Source organism: Corynebacterium aurimucosum, assembly GCF_030408555.1.
In the GTDB taxonomy this organism is placed as follows: Bacteria; Actinomycetota; Actinomycetes; order Mycobacteriales; family Mycobacteriaceae; genus Corynebacterium; species Corynebacterium aurimucosum.
Map to the genome: position 1 here is coordinate 119,307 of NZ_CP047048.1, position 18,859 is coordinate 138,165.

Sequence of the window (18,859 nt, forward strand, 5' to 3'; positions counted from 1 at the left end):
TTTTCGTCAACTCTGACATAGGACGAGCGTGGTGAGAGTGGTGCACCTAGCCTGTTTGGTTTCTTCGCCTCAGCCATGTTGCTTTTATCGTTTAGGGCACCACTGAAACTAACGAGTCTTTTCGCGTTAGCAAAGTCGGCTGCGCTGGCCATCAACGGACTAATCACACCCTCGTTCTAACAGCCAGTCAGGGAAGAAGGAACTGTGGCGAGTTTCGGGACAGCCACATCGACGGTGCCAATCCGTGTATCCAGTGGTCGGTGGCGGTAGCCGTTGTGGTGGTTGACGTGGTTGTCGCTCCCCTGGCACGCCCCGCACGGAGTGCGGAAGCACGTTTACTGCAAATGTACCATGACCCATGACCCAGAGTTCCATGACCCAGAGTGCCTAAGCACTCGTCCGGTGAGTTCAGCATAGAATAGCCGCCGAGGTTTCGGCGGCTATGGTCGTGTTAGGCAATCGCTAGACGCGACTGCGAACGCCAGGACGCGACAATCACGCGGGGCAAAGAAGTCGCGTGCGCGACTTCCGCGGCAACGCCAAAACCTTGCACTCATGCCACACGCAACAGTTAATCGCTACGGTTCTTTTCAACAACTCGCCGCGTGATTTTAAACATGCCCATGTTCCGCCTGCCGCCGACTCCGTACGTTTCCCTGAGAACAAGGTTCCTCATCATCCAAAAATAATCCTTCAGGATAACCATTCTTCGTCCACAAATGTTCCCCTTTTCACCAATAGGGTACTTTCGTATCCTCTTCTCAGGTTTCATGAGTTAAATAGTGCATAAAAGTAGAAAATGGGCATATCCCACCAGTCGGCAATGTGGGACTCAACCACCAACTAGATTCTCTAAGGAGCGCAGGATGCATAAAGTAGCAAAAGGCCTAGCCGCAGCTTTTATTGCCGTATCTACGGCGACGGCCCAGCCACCAGCAATGGCAGTCCAAGCCTCACCATCAACACAATCCCCTGAAACGGAACCAGAGTTTACAAACAGTGCAGCAATTGACTCACTGGCCCACAACGCCCAAGCCGAGCAGGAAAATAGACAGATCCTAGGTGCTGAAGCAGCCTCGTTCGAATCTTCAATGAAGAAAGCATTTAATGAGGATGCAGTTCTGAAAAATGGTCAGTTTATTGATTATAAATCGATTTCCGTCAAGCAAACGCCTGAGGGATATTACTATGCTTCCGCCCCGATTAAAGGACTAACGGATGGAAGCATAGCCGTAGCAGGTTTCTCTCCCACGGGAACTCTCGAGAACACCGTTCAAATCAATCTTGCCCAAGCAACGGAGACCACCGGAACCGTGAGCGTCTTCGTTAACGGAGATTTACAAAAGGAAGAGTTTGTGGAGGTTGGCGCTCAGACAACCAATCCATCATCCCCCAGCGAGAGAATGGTAACCCCCTACGGAATGAATTGGGGAGCTCTCAACGATTGCTTGAGCAGCCAAGGAATCGCTTCATGGGCGGTTGCAGCTCTGAGCATTGCTTGCAGTGCGGGATGCCTTGTTACACTAGGCACGGCTTGCCTTCTATGCATATCTGCAGCTACAGGGGCAACAGTTGGAGTGATTGAGGGATGCGCTTTTAATTCATGGGAATAGATGATAGAAATGAGACAACTAACTGCCTCTTTTCTATTTATCGCTGCTGCTGGGGCGATATTCACGACCTTCAAGGTTGAGTACTCTGGCATTGGCTGGATAGTCGCCTTGATAGCCCTATTGAGCGCAGGCATAACCGCATTAATAGGAAGGGCGCAAAACTCGGAAAATGGTTCTCAAACAACCGGACGTGGACAATGAATGTTTACCCATAGTCCAACCTACCTAACGTCGTAGGGTTGTCCCCTCGTCTGTCAAGACGGCAGTTCTCGCAATTGCCGTCTTGACAGTAGACCCGGACATACCTGTTTCAGCCATAATTTCTTTACGCGATGGAAGCTTTCCGGTTTCAACAAAGCTTTGACCGACAAGGACTTAAATTTTCGCTCGCTGACTGTTCATTCCAGGCCTACCCAGGTGGTGGTGTCATCGGTGTGGAGTTGTTCCTTCCAGATGGGGACTTCCGCTTTGACGCGGTCGGCGCAGGTAGAGGCCGCTTCGAAGGCGTCCTTGCGGTGTGCGGAGGCGGCGGCGACGATGAAGGCGGATTCGCCGATTTCTAGTGCTCCAGTGCGGTGCGCGCACCAGAGGCGGACGGCCGGGAAGTCGGCGGCGACCTCGCCGGCGACGCGCTCGATTTCCTGCTGGGCTGAGGGGTGCGCGGTGTAGGTAAGGAGCTTGACGCCGCGGCCGGAGTCGTGGTTGCGCACGATGCCGTCGAATAAAACGACAGCACCCGTTTCCGCAGTGGCGATGTCGGGGGCCGTGATGGGCTCAGCGCTGATGTGCGCGCCGAGAAGGCCGTAGTTAGTGCTCATTGATGCCTTCCAGCTGGTTGATGATGTGGTTAAGTACCGGCTCGAGTACTGCGCAGCCGTCCTTGGCAGCACCCGTAGAGCCGGGCAGGGCCATGGCGAAGGTTGTGTTAGCAACGCCAGCAACCGTACGCGAGAGCGCCGCGGTGGGAATGGCGGCCGAGTGCGCGTAGAAGGCGTGGGCCAGGCCGGGTAAGTCGCGCTCAAGGTGTGGGGTGAGTGCTTTGACGGTGCGGTCATCCGGTGTGATGCCAGTGCCGCCGGAGGTGAGGATGACGGAGGGGGCATCGGCGAAGGCGGTGGCCAGGGCGGCGTCGATATCGGCGTCCGCGACAACGAGGGGCTCCGGGGTATCGAAGCCCTGCTCACGGAGGAAGTTCACCAAGATAGAGCCGGAGCGGTCCTCGTATTCACCGGCGGCGGCGCGGGTTGAGGCAACGATGACGAGTGCGCGTCGGGTCATGAGAGCGGGAACACCTCCACGAGGTCGCCGGCTGAAAGCTGCGTGTTAGCCGGGATACGGATGAGGGCAGTAGCGCCGATGGCTTGGGACATCAGATGTGAGCTGGTGCCGCCGAGGAAGGCGGCTGTTGCTGTGCCATCGGAAATACTGATAGTTCCGCGGCGGAACTGCTCGCGGTTGTTAAGGCCATCCGCGGGTTCCACCAGGTGTGCGTGGAAAGGAGCCGGCGTGCGGCCAAGGACGGGTGCCAGGTAGAGGCGGAAGCTCACCAGCGTGGAGATGGGGTTGCCGGGGAAGCAGACCACGGGGACCTCGCCAAGGCGGGACAGGCCCTGTGGGCCGCCGGGCTGCTGCGCCACATGACCGAACCAGCCATCCTCTTCAAAGATTTGACGGATGACCTCGAATTTTCCGTGGGAGATGCCGCCGGAAGTAACGATGACATCGGGGCGGTGGGTAATGACTGCTTCGGCGAGGTCGGAGCGAAGAGTATCGGGATCGTCGTTCGTGTGCACGAAGCCAGCCACGTCGATGCCATACTGCGCGGCCAAGGCCGCGAGCATCGGTGCATTGGAATCGGGGATGGTGGCCTCGCCGTCGCCGCCGATTTCCGCGCCGCCGGTGCAGATGAGGATGCGGGCGGGCGCGACGGTGAGGACCTCGGTCAGGCCTTGGGAGGCGAGGGTGGCGATGGAGGGGGCGTCGAGAAGCGCGTGCTCGTTGATGAGCGTTGTGCCTGCCTTGACGTCGGAGCCCGCGCGGCGGATGAACTGCTCAGGGGCTGCCGGCACCGTGACCGTGGCGCCTTCCTCCGGGAAGCGTGGGGGCTCGCAGTGCTCGACGGGGACGATGGTAACGGTGCCCTCGGGGACCTTCGCGCCGGTCATGATGGGCAGGGCGGTGCCTTGCTCGAGCGAGCCCGGGGGATCCCCCGCCGCGATAGTGCGGCCGACGGTGAAGGTGCCGCCGTCACATGTGGAAAGCGCATAGCCATCCATCTGCGAATTATCAAAAGGCGGAAGGTCCTGCTCCGCACGGTACGTCGCGGCGGCACGTCGGCCGAAGGCGCTGCTCAGGGGAGTGGACACCACCCGGGGCTGCGGAAGGGCCGCGCGAACGGCGGCGAGGTGTTCCTCATAGGTGCGCATCAGGTTCCTTCCTGTCACGGAGGCTGGCATAGTGGCAACCATGGTTGACATACATTACTTTGCCGCAGCCCGCGCCGCCGCGGGGCGCGCGCAGGATACAGCGCAGGCGGCGACCTTGGGGGAGCTGCTGGATGTGTTGCGTGCTCGTCATACCGGCAGCACCGAGGCCGGCATGAGCTTCGCGGAGGTGCTGGAGCGCTGCACCTTCCTGGTGGATGGTGCGAGCGCTACCGAGGACGCCGTGCTTGCCGACGCCTCCCGCGTCGACGTCCTCCCGCCCTTTGCTGGGGGTTAGTTTCTGCTTCGCAGCGGGCTGGTGAAGAAGTTCACCACGCCGGAAACGATCGCGAGAACAATCGCGCCGATGATGGCAGCACCCCAGCCGTCGATGACGAGTGAATCCATTAGCGCGCTGACGAGGAGCAGGACCGCGCCGTTAATGACGAGCGCGAAGAGGCCCAGGGTGAGGCAGGTCAGCGGGGCGCCGAGGAAGCGGAGCACCGGGGTGACGACCTCATTGACGATGATGAAGACCGCCGCGATGAGCAGGAAATTCTGGGTGCTAGCGGGGACGATGTCGATTCCGGGGACAATCGCCACCACGGCCCAGAAGGCCACCGCGACGGCAATGACGTTGAGTGCAAAATTGATAAATGTCTTCACAACTGCACTCTAACGCGGAAACTACTCCTCTGCAGCGAAGGCAGCGTCCCACGCCTTAAGCAGCACGTCGGTTTCCTCAGCTGTGGTCACGGTGACGCGCACGCCCTCAGGGAAGGCGCGGACGAGAACGTCATTCTCGGCAAGCTGTGCAGCAACGTCTTGCGGGGAGCCCAGCTTCGCAATGGAGTCGGCGGCGAACCAGATGTGGTTGGCCTGGGATTCCGGCACACCAAAGTCGGCGAAGTGCTCCACCAGGCGGTCGCGCTGCTCCACGGTCTCGTCGGTGCGCTCACGCAGCTCCTTCTGGGCGGACAGCGAGGCCACAGCGCCAGCTTGTGCCACCGAGTTCACGGAGAACGGGATGGCCACCTTGCTCAGCGCCTCGATGATCTCGGCGTTGCCGAAGGCATAGCCTAAACGGATGCCGGCCAGGCCATAGGCCTTGGAGAAGGTGCGCAGGCCAATGACGTTGTCGTGGGTGTGGACATAGTCGGTGGCCAGCGGGACGGCGTCGTTGCGGTTGTACTCGATGTAAGCCTCATCGAGCGCCACGATGACGTCCTTCGGGACCTTGGCCAGGAAGGTGTCGAACTCCTCCTTGGTGATGATGGAGCCCGTGGGGTTATTCGGGTTGCACACGAAGATCAGGCGGGTCTTATCCGTGATGGCAGCCGCCATGGCCTCCAAGTCCACGCGGTGATCCGCGGTGAGCGGAACCTTGACCGGGGTAGCGCCCACGACCTGCGCGAAGATGGGATAAGCCTCGAAGGAGCGCCACGGGAAGACAATCTCATCACCGGGCACTGAGGTGATCTGCACCAGCTGCTGGCAGATGGCGGAGGAACCCGCGCCGGTGGTGACCTGCTCAGGGCTAACACCGAGGTTTTCGGCGAGTGCCTTGCGGATTTCCACCGCGCCCATATCCGGGTAGCGGTTGACGTGCGCGGCAGCAGCCTCCATGGCCTTCAGCGCGCCGGGCAGCGGCTCCTGAGTTGCCTCGTTGGAGGAGAGCTTCAAGGCGTGCTCGGCATTCTTGCCGGGGACGTAGGCGGGCAGGGAGGAAAGGTCTGGTCGAATCATGTTCTCTACCTTAGGCGTTGCGGGGGCCGCGAGGGCCGAAGTCGAAATCAGCGGTCTGCGGGCCGAAGGCCTGAAGGCCCTTCGGCGCGTCGAAAGCGTCGAGGCGAACCTCGAGGAAGGCGCCGCGCTCTGGGTGGGCAGCGATGTCGTCTAGGGCCTTCGCCAGCTCGCCTTCGGTTGAGGCCACGTAGGATTCCATCGTGGTGTCCTTCATGAAGACCTTCGGCAGAGACGTGTAATCCCACATCTGGATCTCGTTGTACTCGCGCTCCATGCCCAAGATGTAGCGCTCGATGGTGTAGCCATCGTTATTGACCAGCACGATGATGGGCTTGAGGTCCTGGCGCAGGATGGTGGACAGCTCCTGGGCGGTGAGCTGGAAGGAGCCATCACCGATGAAGAGGACGTGGCGGCGCTCCGGGTTGGCCAGCTGCGAGCCGAGCACGCACGGCAGGGTAAAGCCGATGGAACCCCAGATGGTGGAGTTGATGTACTGCACGCCCTCGGGCATGCGCTGCTGGCCCAAACCGATATTGGAGGTGCCGGCTTCGGCGATGACCACGTCATCTTCTTGGATGAAGCCGAGCATCTGCGGCCAGATGCGTTCCTGGGTCAGCGGGGCATCCGGGTTCGGCTCGAAGGGCTCGGGTTCGAAAGCCGCGCTTGTCGATGCCCCGGCTTCCGGGATGCGGTCGAGGAGGACGTCGAGAAGCTCCAGCGTATTGATGCCCACGAAGTATTCGCCGTCGGCGTTGAGGTGCTGGTCGCCGAAGTTGTAGACGCGGGCATCGGCCAGGTTGTGGGTGAAGGAACCGGAGTTGACCTCGATGAAGCGGGGGTTGGTGGTGACCAGGAAGTCGGATTTTTCGATGCGCTCCTGCACGCCCGGGGCAGAGGCCGCGCCGTTATAGGTGCCGATGAACAGCGGGTGGCGCTCAGACAGGATGGCCTTGCCGGAGGAGAGCTGGGAGTAGGGCAGCTGGGCCTTGTCGATGATGGCGCGGAATTTCTCCGTGAAACCGTGGCGGTTGGTGTCCTGGTCGATGAGGATGATCGGGTCCTTGGCCTTAGCGAGGTGCTCCAGCACGTAGTCCGCAGCGGCGTTCAGGCGCTCTGGATCGGAGGGTGCCAGCTCGGTGGAGAAAGGTTCGTCGGGGACCTCGATGGTCAGGTGAGTGATATCGGAAGGAATCTGGATGTGCACCGGGCGCTTCTCGCGCAGGCAGGTGTGCAGGGCGCGGTCGAATTCCTCGACTACGTTCATGGGGGACACACGCGTGGCCACCTCGGTGAAGGGTGCAAAGGAATCCAGCATGTTGGCAAAGTCGCCGTCGGCAAGCGAGTGGTGCAGGTTCCAGCGGAATTCGGTCGCATACTGCGGCGGCGCGCCCGCCAGCGACACCAGCGGGACGTGCTCGGCACGTGCACCCGCGATGCCGTTGAGGGCGGAAAGCTCGCCCACGCCGTAGGTGGTGAGCAGGCAGCCCACACCTTTCTGGCGGGCATAGCCATCAGCGGCATAGGCAGCGTTGAGCTCGTTGCAGGCGCCGACGAAGCGGATTCCCTCGGAGGCCTCAATCTGCTCGAGGAAGCTCAGGTTGAAGTCACCGGGCACGCCGATGATTTCAGTAATGCCGATGGCCTTGAGGCGGTCCAGGATGAAATCACCAATGGTGGTCTGCATGATGAGGGTCCTTTCTATTTGTTTCGGGCGTCGTGGCGCTTCTTGCCCAGCCAGATGAGGGCCAAGGTCACAATCCAACAGGGTAGGACAATGGCGCCGGTGCGGTAGTCGGGCAACATGAACATCAAAGCGATGATGAGGGCGAAAAAGCCCAAGCACAGGTAGTTAGCGATGGGGTAGAGGGGCGCGCGGAAGGCGGCGTTCGGGCAGCGTTTACGGAAGTTCAGGTGCGCTACGGCAATGGCGGACCAGGAGATGAGCTCCGCGCCCACGATGATGGCGAGGAGAACAATCAGGATTTTGCCCTCGAAGAGGAAATTAAGCAGCACCGCCGAGCCCATGAGCAGGGAGTTGAAGAGCAAGGCACGAACCGGCACGCCCTTAGCGCTGACGGAATCGAAGAAGGGCGGGGCCTGGCCGCCGCGGGAGAGATCCCGCAACATGCGCGCGCCGGAGAATGTCATGGTGTTGAACACGGAGACGGCCGCGACCAGCACGATGAGGTTGAGGCCCGTGGCGGCGGCCGTAATGCCCAGGGTGCTCAGCGCGCGCACGAATGGCGAGGTAGAGGTATCCAGCTCGTTCCATGGGGCGAGCAGCACGATGATGCTGATGCCACCGACGTAGAAGATGAGGATACGCCAGATGACGTTGTTGATGGCCTTGGGCAGGCTTTTAGCGGGATCCTGTGCCTCGCCCGCGGCGGTGCCGATGGAGATGATGCCGCCGAAGGAGAAAATCACCGCGACGAGGGAGAAGAGCATGCCGGTAGCGCCGTTAGGGAAGAAGCCACCGTGCCCGGTGATATTGCTTAAGCCCAGGGCAGGCTCAGGGGTGAGACCAAAGACGATGGCCGCGCCGACGATGATCATGAGGATGAGCGCGGCGACCTTGATGAGGGAGAGCCAAAACTCCGCCTCGGCGAAGGCTCCGACGTGCACCAGGTTGATGGCGGTGACGATGACGAGTGCGACGAGAGCGGTAAGCCAGTGCGGGATTCCGGGGAACCAGAAGTCCATGATGGTTCCGGCGGCGGTGAGCTCCAGCATGCCGACGACGATGGTGGTAAACCACCAGTTCCAGCCGGTGACAAAGCCGGCGATGGGGCCGATGTACTCGCGGGCATAAGCGCTAAAGGAGCCAGCGACGGGGTGCTCCACGGCCATCTCACCAAGCATGCGCATGATGAGAAAGATGATGAAGCCACCGATGGCGTAGGCCGCGATAACGCCGGGACCGGCCTCCTGGATGGAGGCGCCGGAGCCCAAGAAGAGGCCCGTGCCGATGCACGAGCCAAAAGCGATCATCTGCAGGTGGCGCGACTTCATGCCGCGCTGCAGGCCGTCGTCTGCACTGGTGTTGTCGCTGGCGACAACGTCCTGTGCTTTGACGGAATTGTTGGTTGTGGTCATGTAGACGCCCTTCATGAACGTATATCTGTGACGTGAGTCATTGAACTGTAGGAGATTATGGCGCACCACAGTTTTGTTTGTCACTAGACAGTATTCGGAAGTATCTTTGACATATGTCAAAAGTACCGCCCCCGCAGCTGACGAGCATCCAGGATATCGTCGACGAATGCGCCCAGATCCTGCAGCGCTCCGTTGAGGTGACCACCCCCGCCATCGCGGTGATTGCGGCTAGTGCGCAAATCGGTGCCATCGATAAGAACCGGGCGGCCTCTATTCTTAATCGCACCCCGCCCCCGGAGCCCATCCCGTGGATGCTGAGTTTCGGCATCCAGGAGGCTGTGCTGCCGGTACGCCTGCCCGCCAACCCGCGCTATGACATGCTGCCCCGTGTAGTCATTCCCTTGCGTCACGAGGACAGGCTAGTGGGCTACCTGTGGATCATCGATGAGCCCGCGCTGGGCGACGCCCCCTTGGTCCGCCTCGGTTCGCTAACAGCTCCGCTGGCCAGGCTTATCGACGAACGCGATGCTCCCCTCGCCGCCCGCGCCCAACAGCTCGGGGAGCTGGCCCGCGAGGTGCTCACCGGTGATCCGGCCGCGCTGGCGGGTGCCCGGGAGCGCGATCTCCTGCCCTCCAATGGCGAGCTGACCGTGCATCGCGTGCTGGTGGAAGGCGATCAGCGTGCGGTGGCCGTGGAACTTGCCCGCCCGTTGGTGCGCCGGCCCTTTTTGGTCGCGGACTCTCATGATTCCCTCGTGCTCATTGAGTGCCGCCGCGATGACAAGGACACCGAGGCTCTCATGGAGGAGCTGCAAAGCGCCGCGCTTGTCGCCGGCGCTGAGGTGGTGGCGCGTGGCTCGGCGCCGACGGCCCCGCAGGCGCGGCTCATGGCGGACGTGGCCAAACTCTGCGGCCAGGATTCGCTGCGCTGGGAGGAGGCCGGTGCGTGGCGGCTGCTGCGCGGGTGGGAGCTGACCCAAGCAACGGTGGTGGAGATGAGCCCGGATGCCGCCGTGCTTCTCGACGACCCCCGCAATTCCTACTGGCACACCCTGCTGACCTACTTTGAGCATTCCCGCAACGTCTCCGCGACCGCCGCCGCACTCTACATTCACCGCGCCACGCTGCACTATCGCCTCGACCGCGTGCGTGAGATTCTCGGGCCCGGCGTGCTGGATGATGGCTGGCGCTGCGCGGCTCTCTACGTGGCCCTCAAGCTGCATGCGGCCCTTTAGGGAAAGAATAGGGAAGCCCGATTTTGTCCCTAGGGGAAGCGCTCAGGTAGAGTGATGGACGATTCATTGCGAATCGCTGGAGACGTGCCAGAGCGGCCGAATGGGGCTCCCTGCTAAGGAGTTGACTTACTTGCGTAGGTCCGGAGGTTCAAATCCTCTCGTCTCCGCAAACTACAGAACCCGAGTCATCGTTTCACTGGTGACTCGGGTTCTGCGTTTTGTTGTTTTAGATAGGCATTTCTGACTTCTAGTGGGCATCGAGTGCTTCCCACACGGCTTCTTTGTCGTTGAGATCGATAAGAGCCGGCCCTCCGCAATCGAAAGAGGGGAGTTCAGCCTTAGCATTCATGCAGTCTATGTTAGCCGAGGGGGCACTGGCGGTCGCTGGTCGCTGTAGAAAACGTGACACATGATGTCATCTGGAGCCAAGTCTCTCCAATTGTCCCCGGTTGGGGTACATTTTCGCATCTAAGGCCCTGATTTTCGAGATTTTGAGGCCTTATTTACGAAAACGGACCTACCCAGCCAGCGCGGGGAAGACGCGGTTACGCAACAGGTGCGCAAGCTCGCGGTCGGGCGCTGCTGGGTCGACCCAGGCGGTGTCGCCGATTTCGGCGGCCGCATGGGGTTCGTCGGCGGTGACGGTGCGGGTGCAGGTGAAGATGGTGCCGACGACGACCTCGCCTGGTTCGTTGGCGGCGGGAGCGTCGAAGGTGCCGAGTTCGTTGAGGCTCTCGGCGTCGAGGGTGAGGCCTACTTCTTCGGCGACTTCGCGCCGGGCGGCGTCGACAAGCGCTTCGCCCGCCTCAGGCTTGCCGCCGGGCAGCTGGTACTTGGTGGAGGACTTCTTGCGCACGGTAAGCACGTGGCCTTGCGGGTTGCGAATAACGACGGCTGCAACTTCAATCATGGCCGCCGATTGTAGCGCTGGGGTGGATTGAGGTTTTCGGGTGCCGAGAATTTTGTTTGTCAATACAAGTGGGGGGTATGTGGGAGAGGGTTTTGTTTCGGCAAACCATATCAACCTTTAATTGTTAATCATGGAAATTACGTTATGGGTTTCGGCAGGTTAGAGACTCGAAGCTTCAACGGGTACACTGCCTTCAGTGCGCCAAAGTTGGAAGATTTTTATCAGAGATGTAGCCAGGCTTGGCCGCGTCCCCAGGGCGTGGATCATCCTCATCGGACTCATCATCACCCCCGCGTTGTATTCATGGGTGAACATCGCGGCTTTTCGTGACCCTTATGGCCATACCAACAACATCAAGGTGGCCGTGGTCAACGAGGACAAGGGTGCTAACAATGAGCTCACTGGGGACATTGATGTCGGCAGCGAGGTCATTGAGAAACTGAAAAAGAATGACCAGATAGGCTGGCAATTCCTTGAGCGCGACGAAGCCGAGAAAGCCCTTTTAGAGGGAGACGTGTATGCCTCGGTGACGATTCCGGAGGACTTCAGTGAGAACCTTGTGAGCATGCTCGACGGGAAGTTCACGCAGCCGCAGCTGGTCTACCGCGTCAACGAGAAGAACAACGCCATCGCCGTGAAGATTACGGATACCGGTGCCAATGGTCTGGACAAGCAGATCACGGCGGCCTTCAAGGAGCAGGTGGCCACCGTCGCGGCGGAGAACGTCAAGGACACCGGTACCGACTTCGAGCGAAAAGTCACGCGCGCGATGAACAACACCAGCTCCGCGTTCGGGGAGACCGCGCAGGAGATCGACGGCAACCGTGAGAACCTCGCGCGCATCCAGGGAAAGCTTGATGCCGCTGCTGATTCCACGTTGGGCGCCAAGTCCACGGTGGCTGATGTGAGTGCCGCGCTAGGCGACGCCCAAACAGCCCTCGCCGAGGTCTCCTCCCTAGTCGAGCAGGCTCAAGGAGGCATCGGTGACTTCACCGACCAGACCACAGGTGCCTTCGTCAGTGGCGCAAGTGCGGTGGCAGACGGCACCGCCCAGGCGCAGGAATCCATTGCGGATGTCACTGCGGGCCTGAACCAGGCCGGTGACCGCTTCGATTACGCCACGCAGCGGGCCAACACCGCTATTGATGCGAGCGCGGAGTCGATTGCGCAGCTCAAGGCGTTGCGCGATTCCGCAACGCTCTCACCGCAGGTGGCCAAGGAAATTGATGACGCCATCCAGCGCCTCGATGAGGGCAATGAATCCAACCGCCAATTGGTGGGGAACCTCAATGCGCTGAGCAAGGATACCCAGGCCGCAGCGGACAACGTGCAGGCTAGCGCGGAGGCCATCAACCAGGCGGCGGCAGATACCAAGGCCACGTCGCAGACGCTGCGCGATACCGTGACCACCGCTGTGCCGGAAATCAACCGTGCCATGAGCAATCTGAGCTCCATGGCGAGTGCTTTGAGCTCCACCCTGGAAGCGCAGAAGGGAACCATGCAGGAGGCCAATGGTCTCCTGGACGGCGTGGCCCAGCAGCTGCGCGCCACAAAGGACACCTTGTCCGATTTCGATACCAACCTCCTAGCCCTTCAGGACAGCCTGCGAGCTATGCAGGGCGATGTGGGTTCGCTGCGGGCTGCGATGAACTCCAAAGTTGTTCAAGATGTCACTGGGCTGGACGCGGAAGAAATCGGCAAGTTCTTTGCCGAGCCCATCGAGCTGAAGACCGAAACCGTGTACCCGGTGGATACCTATGGCTCCGCCATGGCGGCGCTGTTCACCAACCTCTCGCTGTGGATCGGTGCCTTCGTCCTCATGGTGATCTTCCGCGTCGAGGTAGATAAGGAAGGATTCCACCGCGTCACGGTGGGCCAGGCCTACTTGGGCCGCTTCCTCCTCATGGCCCTGATGGTCATCATCCAGGCCGTCACGGTGACAGTGGGTGATCTGCTCATCGGCGTGCAGACCGTGAATGCACCGGCCTTCGTCCTGACAGGCGTGCTCGTGGGATTGGCCTACTTGAGCATTATCTATGGGTTGTCGACGTCTCTGGGTCACCTCGGCCGCGGCCTCTGCGTGGTTTTTGCCATCATCCAGATTCCAGGTGCGTCGGGTCTGTACCCGATTGAGCTGCTGCCCAGCTTCTTCCACAGCATCTACCCGCTGCTTCCATTCACGTACGGCATCGATGCCATGCGCGAAACCATCGGTGGGTTCTACGGCAACCACTACTTCAAGAACATGAGCGTGCTTGCCTTCATGTTCATTCTCTTCTTTGTCTTCGGCCTGCTGCTGCGTAAGGCGTTGGCGCACTTCAACGTCATCTTCAACCGCGAGCTGCGGGACACTGAGCTCTTCGACTATGAAAACGTGCAGGTTGTCGGCTCCGGCTACCGCATCGCGGACGTCATCCAGGCGCTGGATAGCCGCAGCGGCCTGAAGAAGGATTTGGACCGCCGCGCTCATAACTGGGGCTACTGGCTCAAGATGGTGGCCATCGCGGGCGTTATCGGCGTGGTCATCCTCATCGTCGTCTCGGGCCTCTTGCCCGACCAGAAGCCGCTGCTACTGGGTATTTGGACGGCGTGGTGCTTCCTCATTATTGTCGCCGCGGTCACCCTGGAATACCTGCGCATCAGCCTGAAGCAGTCCGCGGAGCTCGTGACGTTGGATGAAGATGACATCAAGCATCCGGCTCGCGCCGGCGCGGAGTCCACGGAGGGGGATAACTAATGCGTGGAACACTCGATCTTTTCCTCAACGACATCCGCACGGCATGCCGCAACGTGATGAGTGCGGTGATGCTTGTGGGTCTCGTCGTCATCCCGATGCTGTTTACCTGGTTCAACGTGCTGGCCAGCTGGAATCCCTTCGATAACACTAGCCAGCTCAAGGTGGCGGTGGCCAGTAAGGACACCGGCTATGAGAGCGATCTGTTGCCGGTGCCCATCAACGTCGGCGACCAAGTGCTCAATGAGCTGCGCGCGAACGAGCAGCTGGATTGGGTTGTGACCACCTCCGATGAGGCGATTGAAGGTACCAAGTCCGGTGAGTATTACGCCGCCATCGTGCTCCCGGAAGATTTCAGTACCGACATGATGAACTTCTACACGGATGGTTCCCAGCCCGCGGATTTGTCCTTCTATATGAATGAGAAGAAGAATGCGCTGGCGCCGAAGATTACCGGTCAGGGCGCAGAGGGCGTGTCGGCTCAGGTGGCTGAAGCCTTCACCACGACGGTCGGTGACGTCTCCTTCGATCTGGTCACTTCACTCTCCGACTTCTTAAATAAGGGCGATACCAAGGCTGTATTGGATCGGATGCAGGCGCGCGCGGATGGCGTGCAGACCCAGCTCGATATGGCCGCCCGTACCGCGCGCTCCCTGGCTGGACTCGTGGATACCGCAGTTCCGCTCATGGAAAGCGCCCAACGCATTGCGGACTCAGCGGACCTTGAGCTGCCGGAGGTCCAGTCCTCCTCGCTCAACGTTTCCACGGACGCGCTGCAGCAATCGCTCGATGCCACCAGCGCTAGTTATGACGTGGTGCGCCAACGCATTGATGCGCTTTACGACGACGCCTCCGCCTCCCGCGCCGACCGCGTCGCTGCGCTCAACACCTTGGCCGGCCAGGTAGAAGGCACCATTGCCCAGTACCAGAACCTGCACGGCCACATTGAGGCCCTGCCGCTTCCTGCCGGGGATAAGGAGAAGGCGCTTAGCCGTATCGAAGAGGCCATCGACGCGCAGCGCACTCTCCACGCGCGCCTCACGGCAGCCGCGAACGCTCCCGAACCCACGAAGCCGGATCTTTCCAGCATCGACAATGCGAAGAAGGCGGTGGAGGGAATCTCCACCTCTGGTCTGCGTGAATCCCTGCGCGCGCTGCAGGATTCCCTGGGCCAGGTAAGCGCGGATCTGGATACCGCGAAGACTCCCGTCACCATTGATTCCTCTTCCCTGACGGATGCTCGGGATGCGGTACAGAAGCTCGCCTCTGGCCTGCAGGATAAGGCCAACAAGTTCGGCGACCTGCGGAAGGATATCGACTCCGCTGCGGCATCCGGTGACTTGAAGAAGTTGGCGGACCTCATCGGTTCCGATCCGGACGCTCTGGCGCACGCAATTGCGGCTCCGGTGGACGTCGACAGGCAAGCGGTCTACCCGGTCAAGAGTTTCGGCGCTGGCATGACACCCATGTACACGGCGCTGGCGCTGTGGGTCGGCGCGCTGCTGACTGCGGTGAGCGTGCGCACCGACGTGGTGGACAAGGACACGTACTCGCCGATGCAGCGCTTCTTCGGCCGCTTTGGAATGTTCGTCGCGGTTGGTCTCATGCAGTCGACGATGCTCATCTTGGGCCTCATTTTCTTCGTGGGCATCGAGCCCGCGCACCCGATCCTTATGCTGTTGGCGGGCTGGGTTAGCTCGCTCATCTTCATGCTGATTTGTTATACCTTCGTGGTCTCCTTCGCCAACGCAGGCAAAGCCTTGGCGGTGCTCATGTTGGTGATTCAGGTGTCCTCGTCCGGCGGTGCCTACCCATTGCAGGTGCTCCCGGAGTGGTTCCAAAACATTAGCCCGTGGCTGCCGGCGACCTACACCATTCGCGCCTTCCGCGCGGCCATCGCCGGAACCTACCACGGTGATTACTGGCTGGCGTTGCTGTGCTTGCTGCTCTTTGCCGTACCGATGCTCATTCTGGGCGTAGTCTTCCACAAGCCGTTGGAGAAGTTCACCAACGGCTGGGTGGAGACCTTGGACAAGACCAAGCTGATGTAGCGCTCCGCCGATGCTATTTACATAAAACTGTGGAGATATTCACAAGTTTGTGGGGTCCCGTGAAACGGCACCCAGCGGTAGGCTGAACCGCTGTGAAACGCGGTCATTTCCTGGGCCCAGCTCGGCTCACCGCCGCAGGCTTTATCCTGCTTATTCTTGTGGGAACGGTGCTTCTTATGCTGCCGATTTCCGCCAACGTTCCGCAGTGGACTCCGTTCTTGCCGGCACTCTTTACGGCAACCTCGGCGGTCTCTTTGACGGGTCTCGTCGTGGAGGACACCGGGACCTATTGGACGTCCTTCGGCCAAGCGGTCATCATCGCGCTCATCCAGCTGGGAGGGCTGGGCATCATGAGTTTGGCGTCGCTGTCGGGCATGCTGTTGACCGGCCGTATCAGCTTCAAAGCCCGCCGGACCATGGCTGCGGAGGGCCGCGCCGTGGCCTCCGGCGGCATTCGCCGCGCGCTCTTGCTTACCGTGGTTATGACCCTGATTTGCGAGGCCATCGTCGCTGTGTTCATCGGTGTGCGCCTAGCCACTGAGCACGGTGTAGCACCTGGGCGTGCAGCGTGGGAAGGAGTGTTTCACGCCATTTCGGCCTTCAATAACGCAGGGTTTAGTACCTATTCAGACAGCGTTATCTCCTTCGCTGCTGATGGCTGGATTCTGATTCCTCTCGCCTTCGCCCTGATCATCGGTGGCTTGGGTTATCCCATGCTGGCGGAGTTCGTGCGACGGGCCCGCGCACGGCTAACGCGGTGGCGCGGTGGAACGCCGCGCATTCACCGCATGTCCATGACCGCCCGGATGACGCTGGGCGCCACAGCGTTTTTGTTGCTTAGTGGCACCGTTGTTTTCTTCCTCTCTGAGGGTTCCAGTGTGCTGAACGGGATGCCGTTGGGCCAGAAGCTCATCAACGCCTTCTTCATGAGCGCTTCGCCCCGAACGGCAGGTTTTAACGCCATCGACTATGGGGAAGCGCACCCGTTGACGCTGATGGTTACGGACATCTTGATGTTCATCGGCGGCGGCTCCGCCGGTACGGCGGGTGGCATCAAGGTCACCACAGCCTGCGTGCTGGGCGCGGCGATGATCTCGGAATTCTTGGGCCGCGAGGACACGTCTATCGGGCACCGCCGCTTGCCGCTGTCCACCTTCCGCCAGGCCCTCGCGCTAACGGCCGCCGGAATGATCGTCGTTGCCGTAGGCGTGGCGACGCTGCGCGTCTGGGATCCCGAGTTCACCGCGGACCAGGTCACTTTTGAGGTCATGTCCGCCTTCGCCACGGTGGGGTTGTCCACGGGGATCACCGCAAGTTTGTCCGCACCCTCGCAGCTTATGCTGTGTCTCATCATGTACGTTGGCCGCGTAGGCCCTACCACCTTCGTGGCGGCACTGGCCGCCCGGACTATTAGCCTGCGCTACCGCTACCCCGAAGAAAGGCCGTTCATTGGCTAACATGTTCAGCGCCCTGCGACGTGAAAAGTCTTCCATCAATATCCCGCCGGTCGTCGTCATTGGTATGGGGCGGTTCGGTTCTTCCCTGGCCCGCGAGCTGATGGAGCATGGCGTGGAGGTCCTCGGAATCGATGCCGAGGAGAAACACGTGCGTGAGCACGCCGCGTATCTCACCGAGGCGGTGACCGCGGATACGACCGACGCCGAGGCCCTCCGCCAGCTGGGCGTTGATGAAGTGGAACGCGTGGTCGTGGCCATCGGCTCCGACTTGGAGGATTCCATCCTCACCGCCTCGAACTTGGTGGAGCTGGGCGTGGGCGATATCTGGGCCAAAGCAGATTCGGATGCGCACGCCCGAATTCTTTCCCAGCTTGGGGTGCATCACGTGATCCGACCGGAGCGCGATACGGGCCGCCGCGTGGCGCACCTGTTGGGCGGACGCTTCGAGGACTTTGCGGAGATCGCCACCGACTATGGTGTGACGGCGATGACCCCGCCGGCGTCGATTAGCAAGCGCCCGCTCAACCTGCACCAGGTGTGGGAAGCACACAACGTTCAGCTCATTTCTCGCTGTGAGGGCCCGGGCCAATGGCGTCCGCTTGTCGACGGCACCGAGCTCACCCACCGCGACCTCATCGTCGTTGCCGGTAGCCCTGCGGATCTGGAGGCCTTCTCGCAGTCCTAGTCGGCGCGCTCTGGGCGCCTCGCACTGTGCAGTGAGGAGCGGGGCGCTACAGTAGCGCCTATGACGAAGGCACGTTTCCCGGGCTCGGTGTATGGAACAGGGGAGGAACCCGACCCGCGCTTCAGCATGGCCAATGAGCGCACGTTCCTTGCGTGGATCCGCACGTCGTTGGCCTTTATCGCGGGTGGCGTGGCTCTGGAGACCTTCGAGTTGCCGCTGAACACCACGCTGACTCGCGTCGTCTCCGTCATCATGCTGATCGTGGCCATCGTCCTGCCGGCGGTGGCGTGGTTTCACTGGGGTGCCTCTGAGCGCGCGATGCGCCATGGGCGTCCGCTCCCGGCTAGCCCGGCGTTGGCGCTGATTGTCGGCGTGGTGATCCTTATTGGCCTGATGATTCTGGTGGGCGAGCTGCTAGCGTGAGCGAGCTTTTTGATCCCGGCCTCCAACCCGAGCGCACCCGCCTGGCCTGGCAGCGCACGGGGCTCGCGGGCCTTGTTGCGGGTTTGCTTGTCGTGCGTTCCATTGCGCCATGGGCCGCCCTGATTGTCGGGGTAGTGGTGGCCGTTGTGTTGTGGTTGGCCACCGTTAAGCTCCGCCATGCTGACGAGATCCTTGCCCGGACTTCATCACCTATCCTGCCCGGGGCCCCAGCGCTGGTTGCCGTTACGCTGGGGACGATGCTTCTTGGCGCGGTGGCCTTCGCCGCTATCTGGTAGCGGTGCTCAACGCGAATCTTAAAGGGGTTGCCCACACATTGGTGAGAATTCTTTGCAGCTAATCTGCAAAAAGTTTTGCAAACAGGGGTGAATTTGGTTCTTTAGTGGGGGTAATGAGACGAAAGTGTTTGTTGGTTGTCTGTGGTCTCGATAGCCTGAACGTGTAGGCCCATTCGGTGATCCCGATAAC

Annotated in this window: 17 protein-coding genes, 1 tRNA gene and 1 pseudogene; 10 read left to right on the top strand and 9 right to left on the bottom strand. The window is 60.8% G+C overall.

Annotated features, from left to right (window positions below):
* Window positions 1-171: 171 nt before the first annotated feature.
* Window positions 172-275 (bottom strand): annotated as a pseudogene (locus tag CAURIM_RS00630) (transposase); the annotation flags it as partial.
* Window positions 276-866: 591 nt separating this feature from the next.
* Here CAURIM_RS00630 and CAURIM_RS00635 point away from each other — a divergent pair.
* Window positions 867-1,613 carry a hypothetical protein gene (locus CAURIM_RS00635; RefSeq protein ID WP_201828827.1) on the top strand — a complete coding sequence of 249 codons (747 nt, stop codon included), beginning with the start codon at window positions 867-869 and terminating at the stop codon, window positions 1,611-1,613.
* 398 nt (window positions 1,614-2,011) lie between these two features.
* On the opposite strand, the gene CAURIM_RS00640 is transcribed toward CAURIM_RS00635, so the two are convergent.
* The 3 genes from CAURIM_RS00640 to CAURIM_RS00650 are packed head-to-tail and all read right to left on the bottom strand — an operon-like array spanning window position 2,012 to window position 4,039.
* Window positions 2,012-2,431: a molybdenum cofactor biosynthesis protein MoaE gene (locus CAURIM_RS00640; RefSeq protein WP_201828826.1), complete on the bottom strand. Its 420-nt coding sequence runs from the start codon at window positions 2,429-2,431 to the stop codon at window positions 2,012-2,014.
* Window positions 2,421-2,891 (bottom strand): MogA/MoaB family molybdenum cofactor biosynthesis protein, encoded by a 471-nt coding sequence (locus CAURIM_RS00645; protein ID WP_201828825.1) that lies wholly within the window; start codon window positions 2,889-2,891, stop codon window positions 2,421-2,423. The genes CAURIM_RS00640 and CAURIM_RS00645 overlap by 11 nt, the downstream gene beginning before the upstream one ends.
* Window positions 2,888-4,039, bottom strand: a complete 1,152-nt coding sequence (locus tag CAURIM_RS00650; RefSeq protein WP_201828824.1) for a molybdopterin molybdotransferase MoeA — start codon at window positions 4,037-4,039, stop codon at window positions 2,888-2,890. Before CAURIM_RS00650 ends, CAURIM_RS00645 begins: the two co-directional genes overlap by 4 nt.
* 40 nt (window positions 4,040-4,079) lie before the next feature.
* Here CAURIM_RS00650 and CAURIM_RS00655 point away from each other — a divergent pair, with 40 nt between their 5' ends.
* A complete protein-coding gene (locus tag CAURIM_RS00655; RefSeq protein ID WP_010188351.1) occupies window positions 4,080-4,334 on the top strand; it encodes a MoaD/ThiS family protein in 255 nt (84 codons plus the stop codon).
* On the opposite strand, the gene CAURIM_RS00660 is transcribed toward CAURIM_RS00655, so the two are convergent.
* From CAURIM_RS00660 to CAURIM_RS00675, 4 genes are read right to left on the bottom strand one after another with little or no spacing between them, the layout of a single operon-like run.
* The gene (locus CAURIM_RS00660) at window positions 4,331-4,702 is read right to left on the bottom strand and encodes a phage holin family protein (protein ID WP_039673133.1); all 372 of its coding nucleotides are present in this window, start codon (window positions 4,700-4,702) and stop codon (window positions 4,331-4,333) included. The genes CAURIM_RS00655 and CAURIM_RS00660 overlap by 4 nt on opposite strands.
* A gap of 21 nt (window positions 4,703-4,723) precedes the next feature.
* Window positions 4,724-5,782, bottom strand: coding sequence for a histidinol-phosphate transaminase (gene hisC, locus CAURIM_RS00665; protein WP_201828823.1), 1,059 nt, complete (start codon window positions 5,780-5,782; stop codon window positions 4,724-4,726).
* Window positions 5,783-5,792: 10 nt separating this feature from the next.
* Window positions 5,793-7,466 (bottom strand): alpha-keto acid decarboxylase family protein, encoded by a 1,674-nt coding sequence (locus tag CAURIM_RS00670; RefSeq protein WP_201828822.1) that lies wholly within the window; start codon window positions 7,464-7,466, stop codon window positions 5,793-5,795.
* Window positions 7,467-7,480: 14 nt separating this feature from the next.
* Window positions 7,481-8,878 carry an amino acid permease gene (locus CAURIM_RS00675; protein ID WP_236659348.1) on the bottom strand — a complete coding sequence of 466 codons (1,398 nt, stop codon included), beginning with the start codon at window positions 8,876-8,878 and terminating at the stop codon, window positions 7,481-7,483.
* A gap of 113 nt (window positions 8,879-8,991) precedes the next feature.
* On the opposite strand from CAURIM_RS00675, the gene CAURIM_RS00680 reads away from it, so the two are divergent.
* Window positions 8,992-10,113 (top strand): PucR family transcriptional regulator, encoded by a 1,122-nt coding sequence (locus CAURIM_RS00680; RefSeq protein ID WP_201828820.1) that lies wholly within the window; start codon window positions 8,992-8,994, stop codon window positions 10,111-10,113.
* Between the two features lie 78 nt (window positions 10,114-10,191).
* Window positions 10,192-10,280: transfer RNA gene (locus CAURIM_RS00685), tRNA-Ser, on the top strand.
* Window positions 10,281-10,630: 350 nt separating this feature from the next.
* Here CAURIM_RS00685 and CAURIM_RS00690 read toward each other — a convergent pair.
* On the bottom strand, window positions 10,631-11,023 hold the full coding sequence (locus CAURIM_RS00690; RefSeq protein WP_201828819.1) for an NUDIX hydrolase: 393 nt from the start codon (window positions 11,021-11,023) through the stop codon (window positions 10,631-10,633).
* A gap of 196 nt (window positions 11,024-11,219) precedes the next feature.
* Between CAURIM_RS00690 and CAURIM_RS00695 the strand changes: the two genes are divergently transcribed.
* The 6 genes from CAURIM_RS00695 (at window position 11,220) to CAURIM_RS00720 (ending at window position 18,669) form a co-directional block, all read left to right on the top strand.
* The gene (locus CAURIM_RS00695; protein WP_201828818.1) at window positions 11,220-13,760 is read left to right on the top strand and encodes a YhgE/Pip domain-containing protein; all 2,541 of its coding nucleotides are present in this window, start codon (window positions 11,220-11,222) and stop codon (window positions 13,758-13,760) included.
* On the top strand, window positions 13,760-15,808 hold the full coding sequence (locus CAURIM_RS00700) for a YhgE/Pip domain-containing protein (protein ID WP_201828817.1): 2,049 nt from the start codon (window positions 13,760-13,762) through the stop codon (window positions 15,806-15,808). Before CAURIM_RS00695 ends, CAURIM_RS00700 begins: the two co-directional genes overlap by 1 nt.
* 92 nt (window positions 15,809-15,900) lie before the next feature.
* Window positions 15,901-17,265: a TrkH family potassium uptake protein gene (locus tag CAURIM_RS00705; protein ID WP_201828816.1), complete on the top strand. Its 1,365-nt coding sequence runs from the start codon at window positions 15,901-15,903 to the stop codon at window positions 17,263-17,265.
* A 1-nt stretch (window position 17,266) separates the two neighbouring features.
* Complete coding sequence (locus tag CAURIM_RS00710; RefSeq protein WP_201829469.1) at window positions 17,267-17,950, top strand: potassium channel family protein; 684 nt, start codon at window positions 17,267-17,269, stop codon at window positions 17,948-17,950.
* 60 nt (window positions 17,951-18,010) lie between these two features.
* Window positions 18,011-18,373: a YidH family protein gene (locus tag CAURIM_RS00715; protein ID WP_070562059.1), complete on the top strand. Its 363-nt coding sequence runs from the start codon at window positions 18,011-18,013 to the stop codon at window positions 18,371-18,373.
* Window positions 18,370-18,669 (top strand): DUF202 domain-containing protein, encoded by a 300-nt coding sequence (locus CAURIM_RS00720; protein ID WP_201828815.1) that lies wholly within the window; start codon window positions 18,370-18,372, stop codon window positions 18,667-18,669. The genes CAURIM_RS00715 and CAURIM_RS00720 overlap by 4 nt, the downstream gene beginning before the upstream one ends.
* Window positions 18,670-18,859 lie beyond the last annotated feature (190 nt).

What these genes read in the sequence shown, in the direction of transcription:
- CAURIM_RS00635 (WP_201828827.1), top strand. Translation starts at nt 867, where the DNA reads ATGCATAAAGTAGCAAAAGGCCTAGCCGCAGCTTTTATTGCCGTATCT.
- CAURIM_RS00640 (WP_201828826.1), bottom strand. Translation starts at nt 2,431, where the DNA reads ATGAGCACTAACTACGGCCTTCTCGGCGCGCACATCAGCGCTGAGCCC.
- CAURIM_RS00645 (WP_201828825.1), bottom strand. Translation starts at nt 2,891, where the DNA reads ATGACCCGACGCGCACTCGTCATCGTTGCCTCAACCCGCGCCGCCGCC.
- CAURIM_RS00650 (WP_201828824.1), bottom strand. Translation starts at nt 4,039, where the DNA reads ATGCGCACCTATGAGGAACACCTCGCCGCCGTTCGCGCGGCCCTTCCG.
- CAURIM_RS00655 (WP_010188351.1), top strand. Translation starts at nt 4,080, where the DNA reads ATGGTTGACATACATTACTTTGCCGCAGCCCGCGCCGCCGCGGGGCGC.
- hisC (WP_201828823.1), bottom strand. Translation starts at nt 5,782, where the DNA reads ATGATTCGACCAGACCTTTCCTCCCTGCCCGCCTACGTCCCCGGCAAG.
- CAURIM_RS00670 (WP_201828822.1), bottom strand. Translation starts at nt 7,466, where the DNA reads ATGCAGACCACCATTGGTGATTTCATCCTGGACCGCCTCAAGGCCATC.
- CAURIM_RS00675 (WP_236659348.1), bottom strand. Translation starts at nt 8,878, where the DNA reads ATGACCACAACCAACAATTCCGTCAAAGCACAGGACGTTGTCGCCAGC.
- CAURIM_RS00680 (WP_201828820.1), top strand. Translation starts at nt 8,992, where the DNA reads ATGTCAAAAGTACCGCCCCCGCAGCTGACGAGCATCCAGGATATCGTC.
- CAURIM_RS00690 (WP_201828819.1), bottom strand. Translation starts at nt 11,023, where the DNA reads ATGATTGAAGTTGCAGCCGTCGTTATTCGCAACCCGCAAGGCCACGTG.
- CAURIM_RS00700 (WP_201828817.1), top strand. Translation starts at nt 13,760, where the DNA reads ATGCGTGGAACACTCGATCTTTTCCTCAACGACATCCGCACGGCATGC.
- CAURIM_RS00710 (WP_201829469.1), top strand. Translation starts at nt 17,267, where the DNA reads ATGTTCAGCGCCCTGCGACGTGAAAAGTCTTCCATCAATATCCCGCCG.
- CAURIM_RS00715 (WP_070562059.1), top strand. Translation starts at nt 18,011, where the DNA reads ATGACGAAGGCACGTTTCCCGGGCTCGGTGTATGGAACAGGGGAGGAA.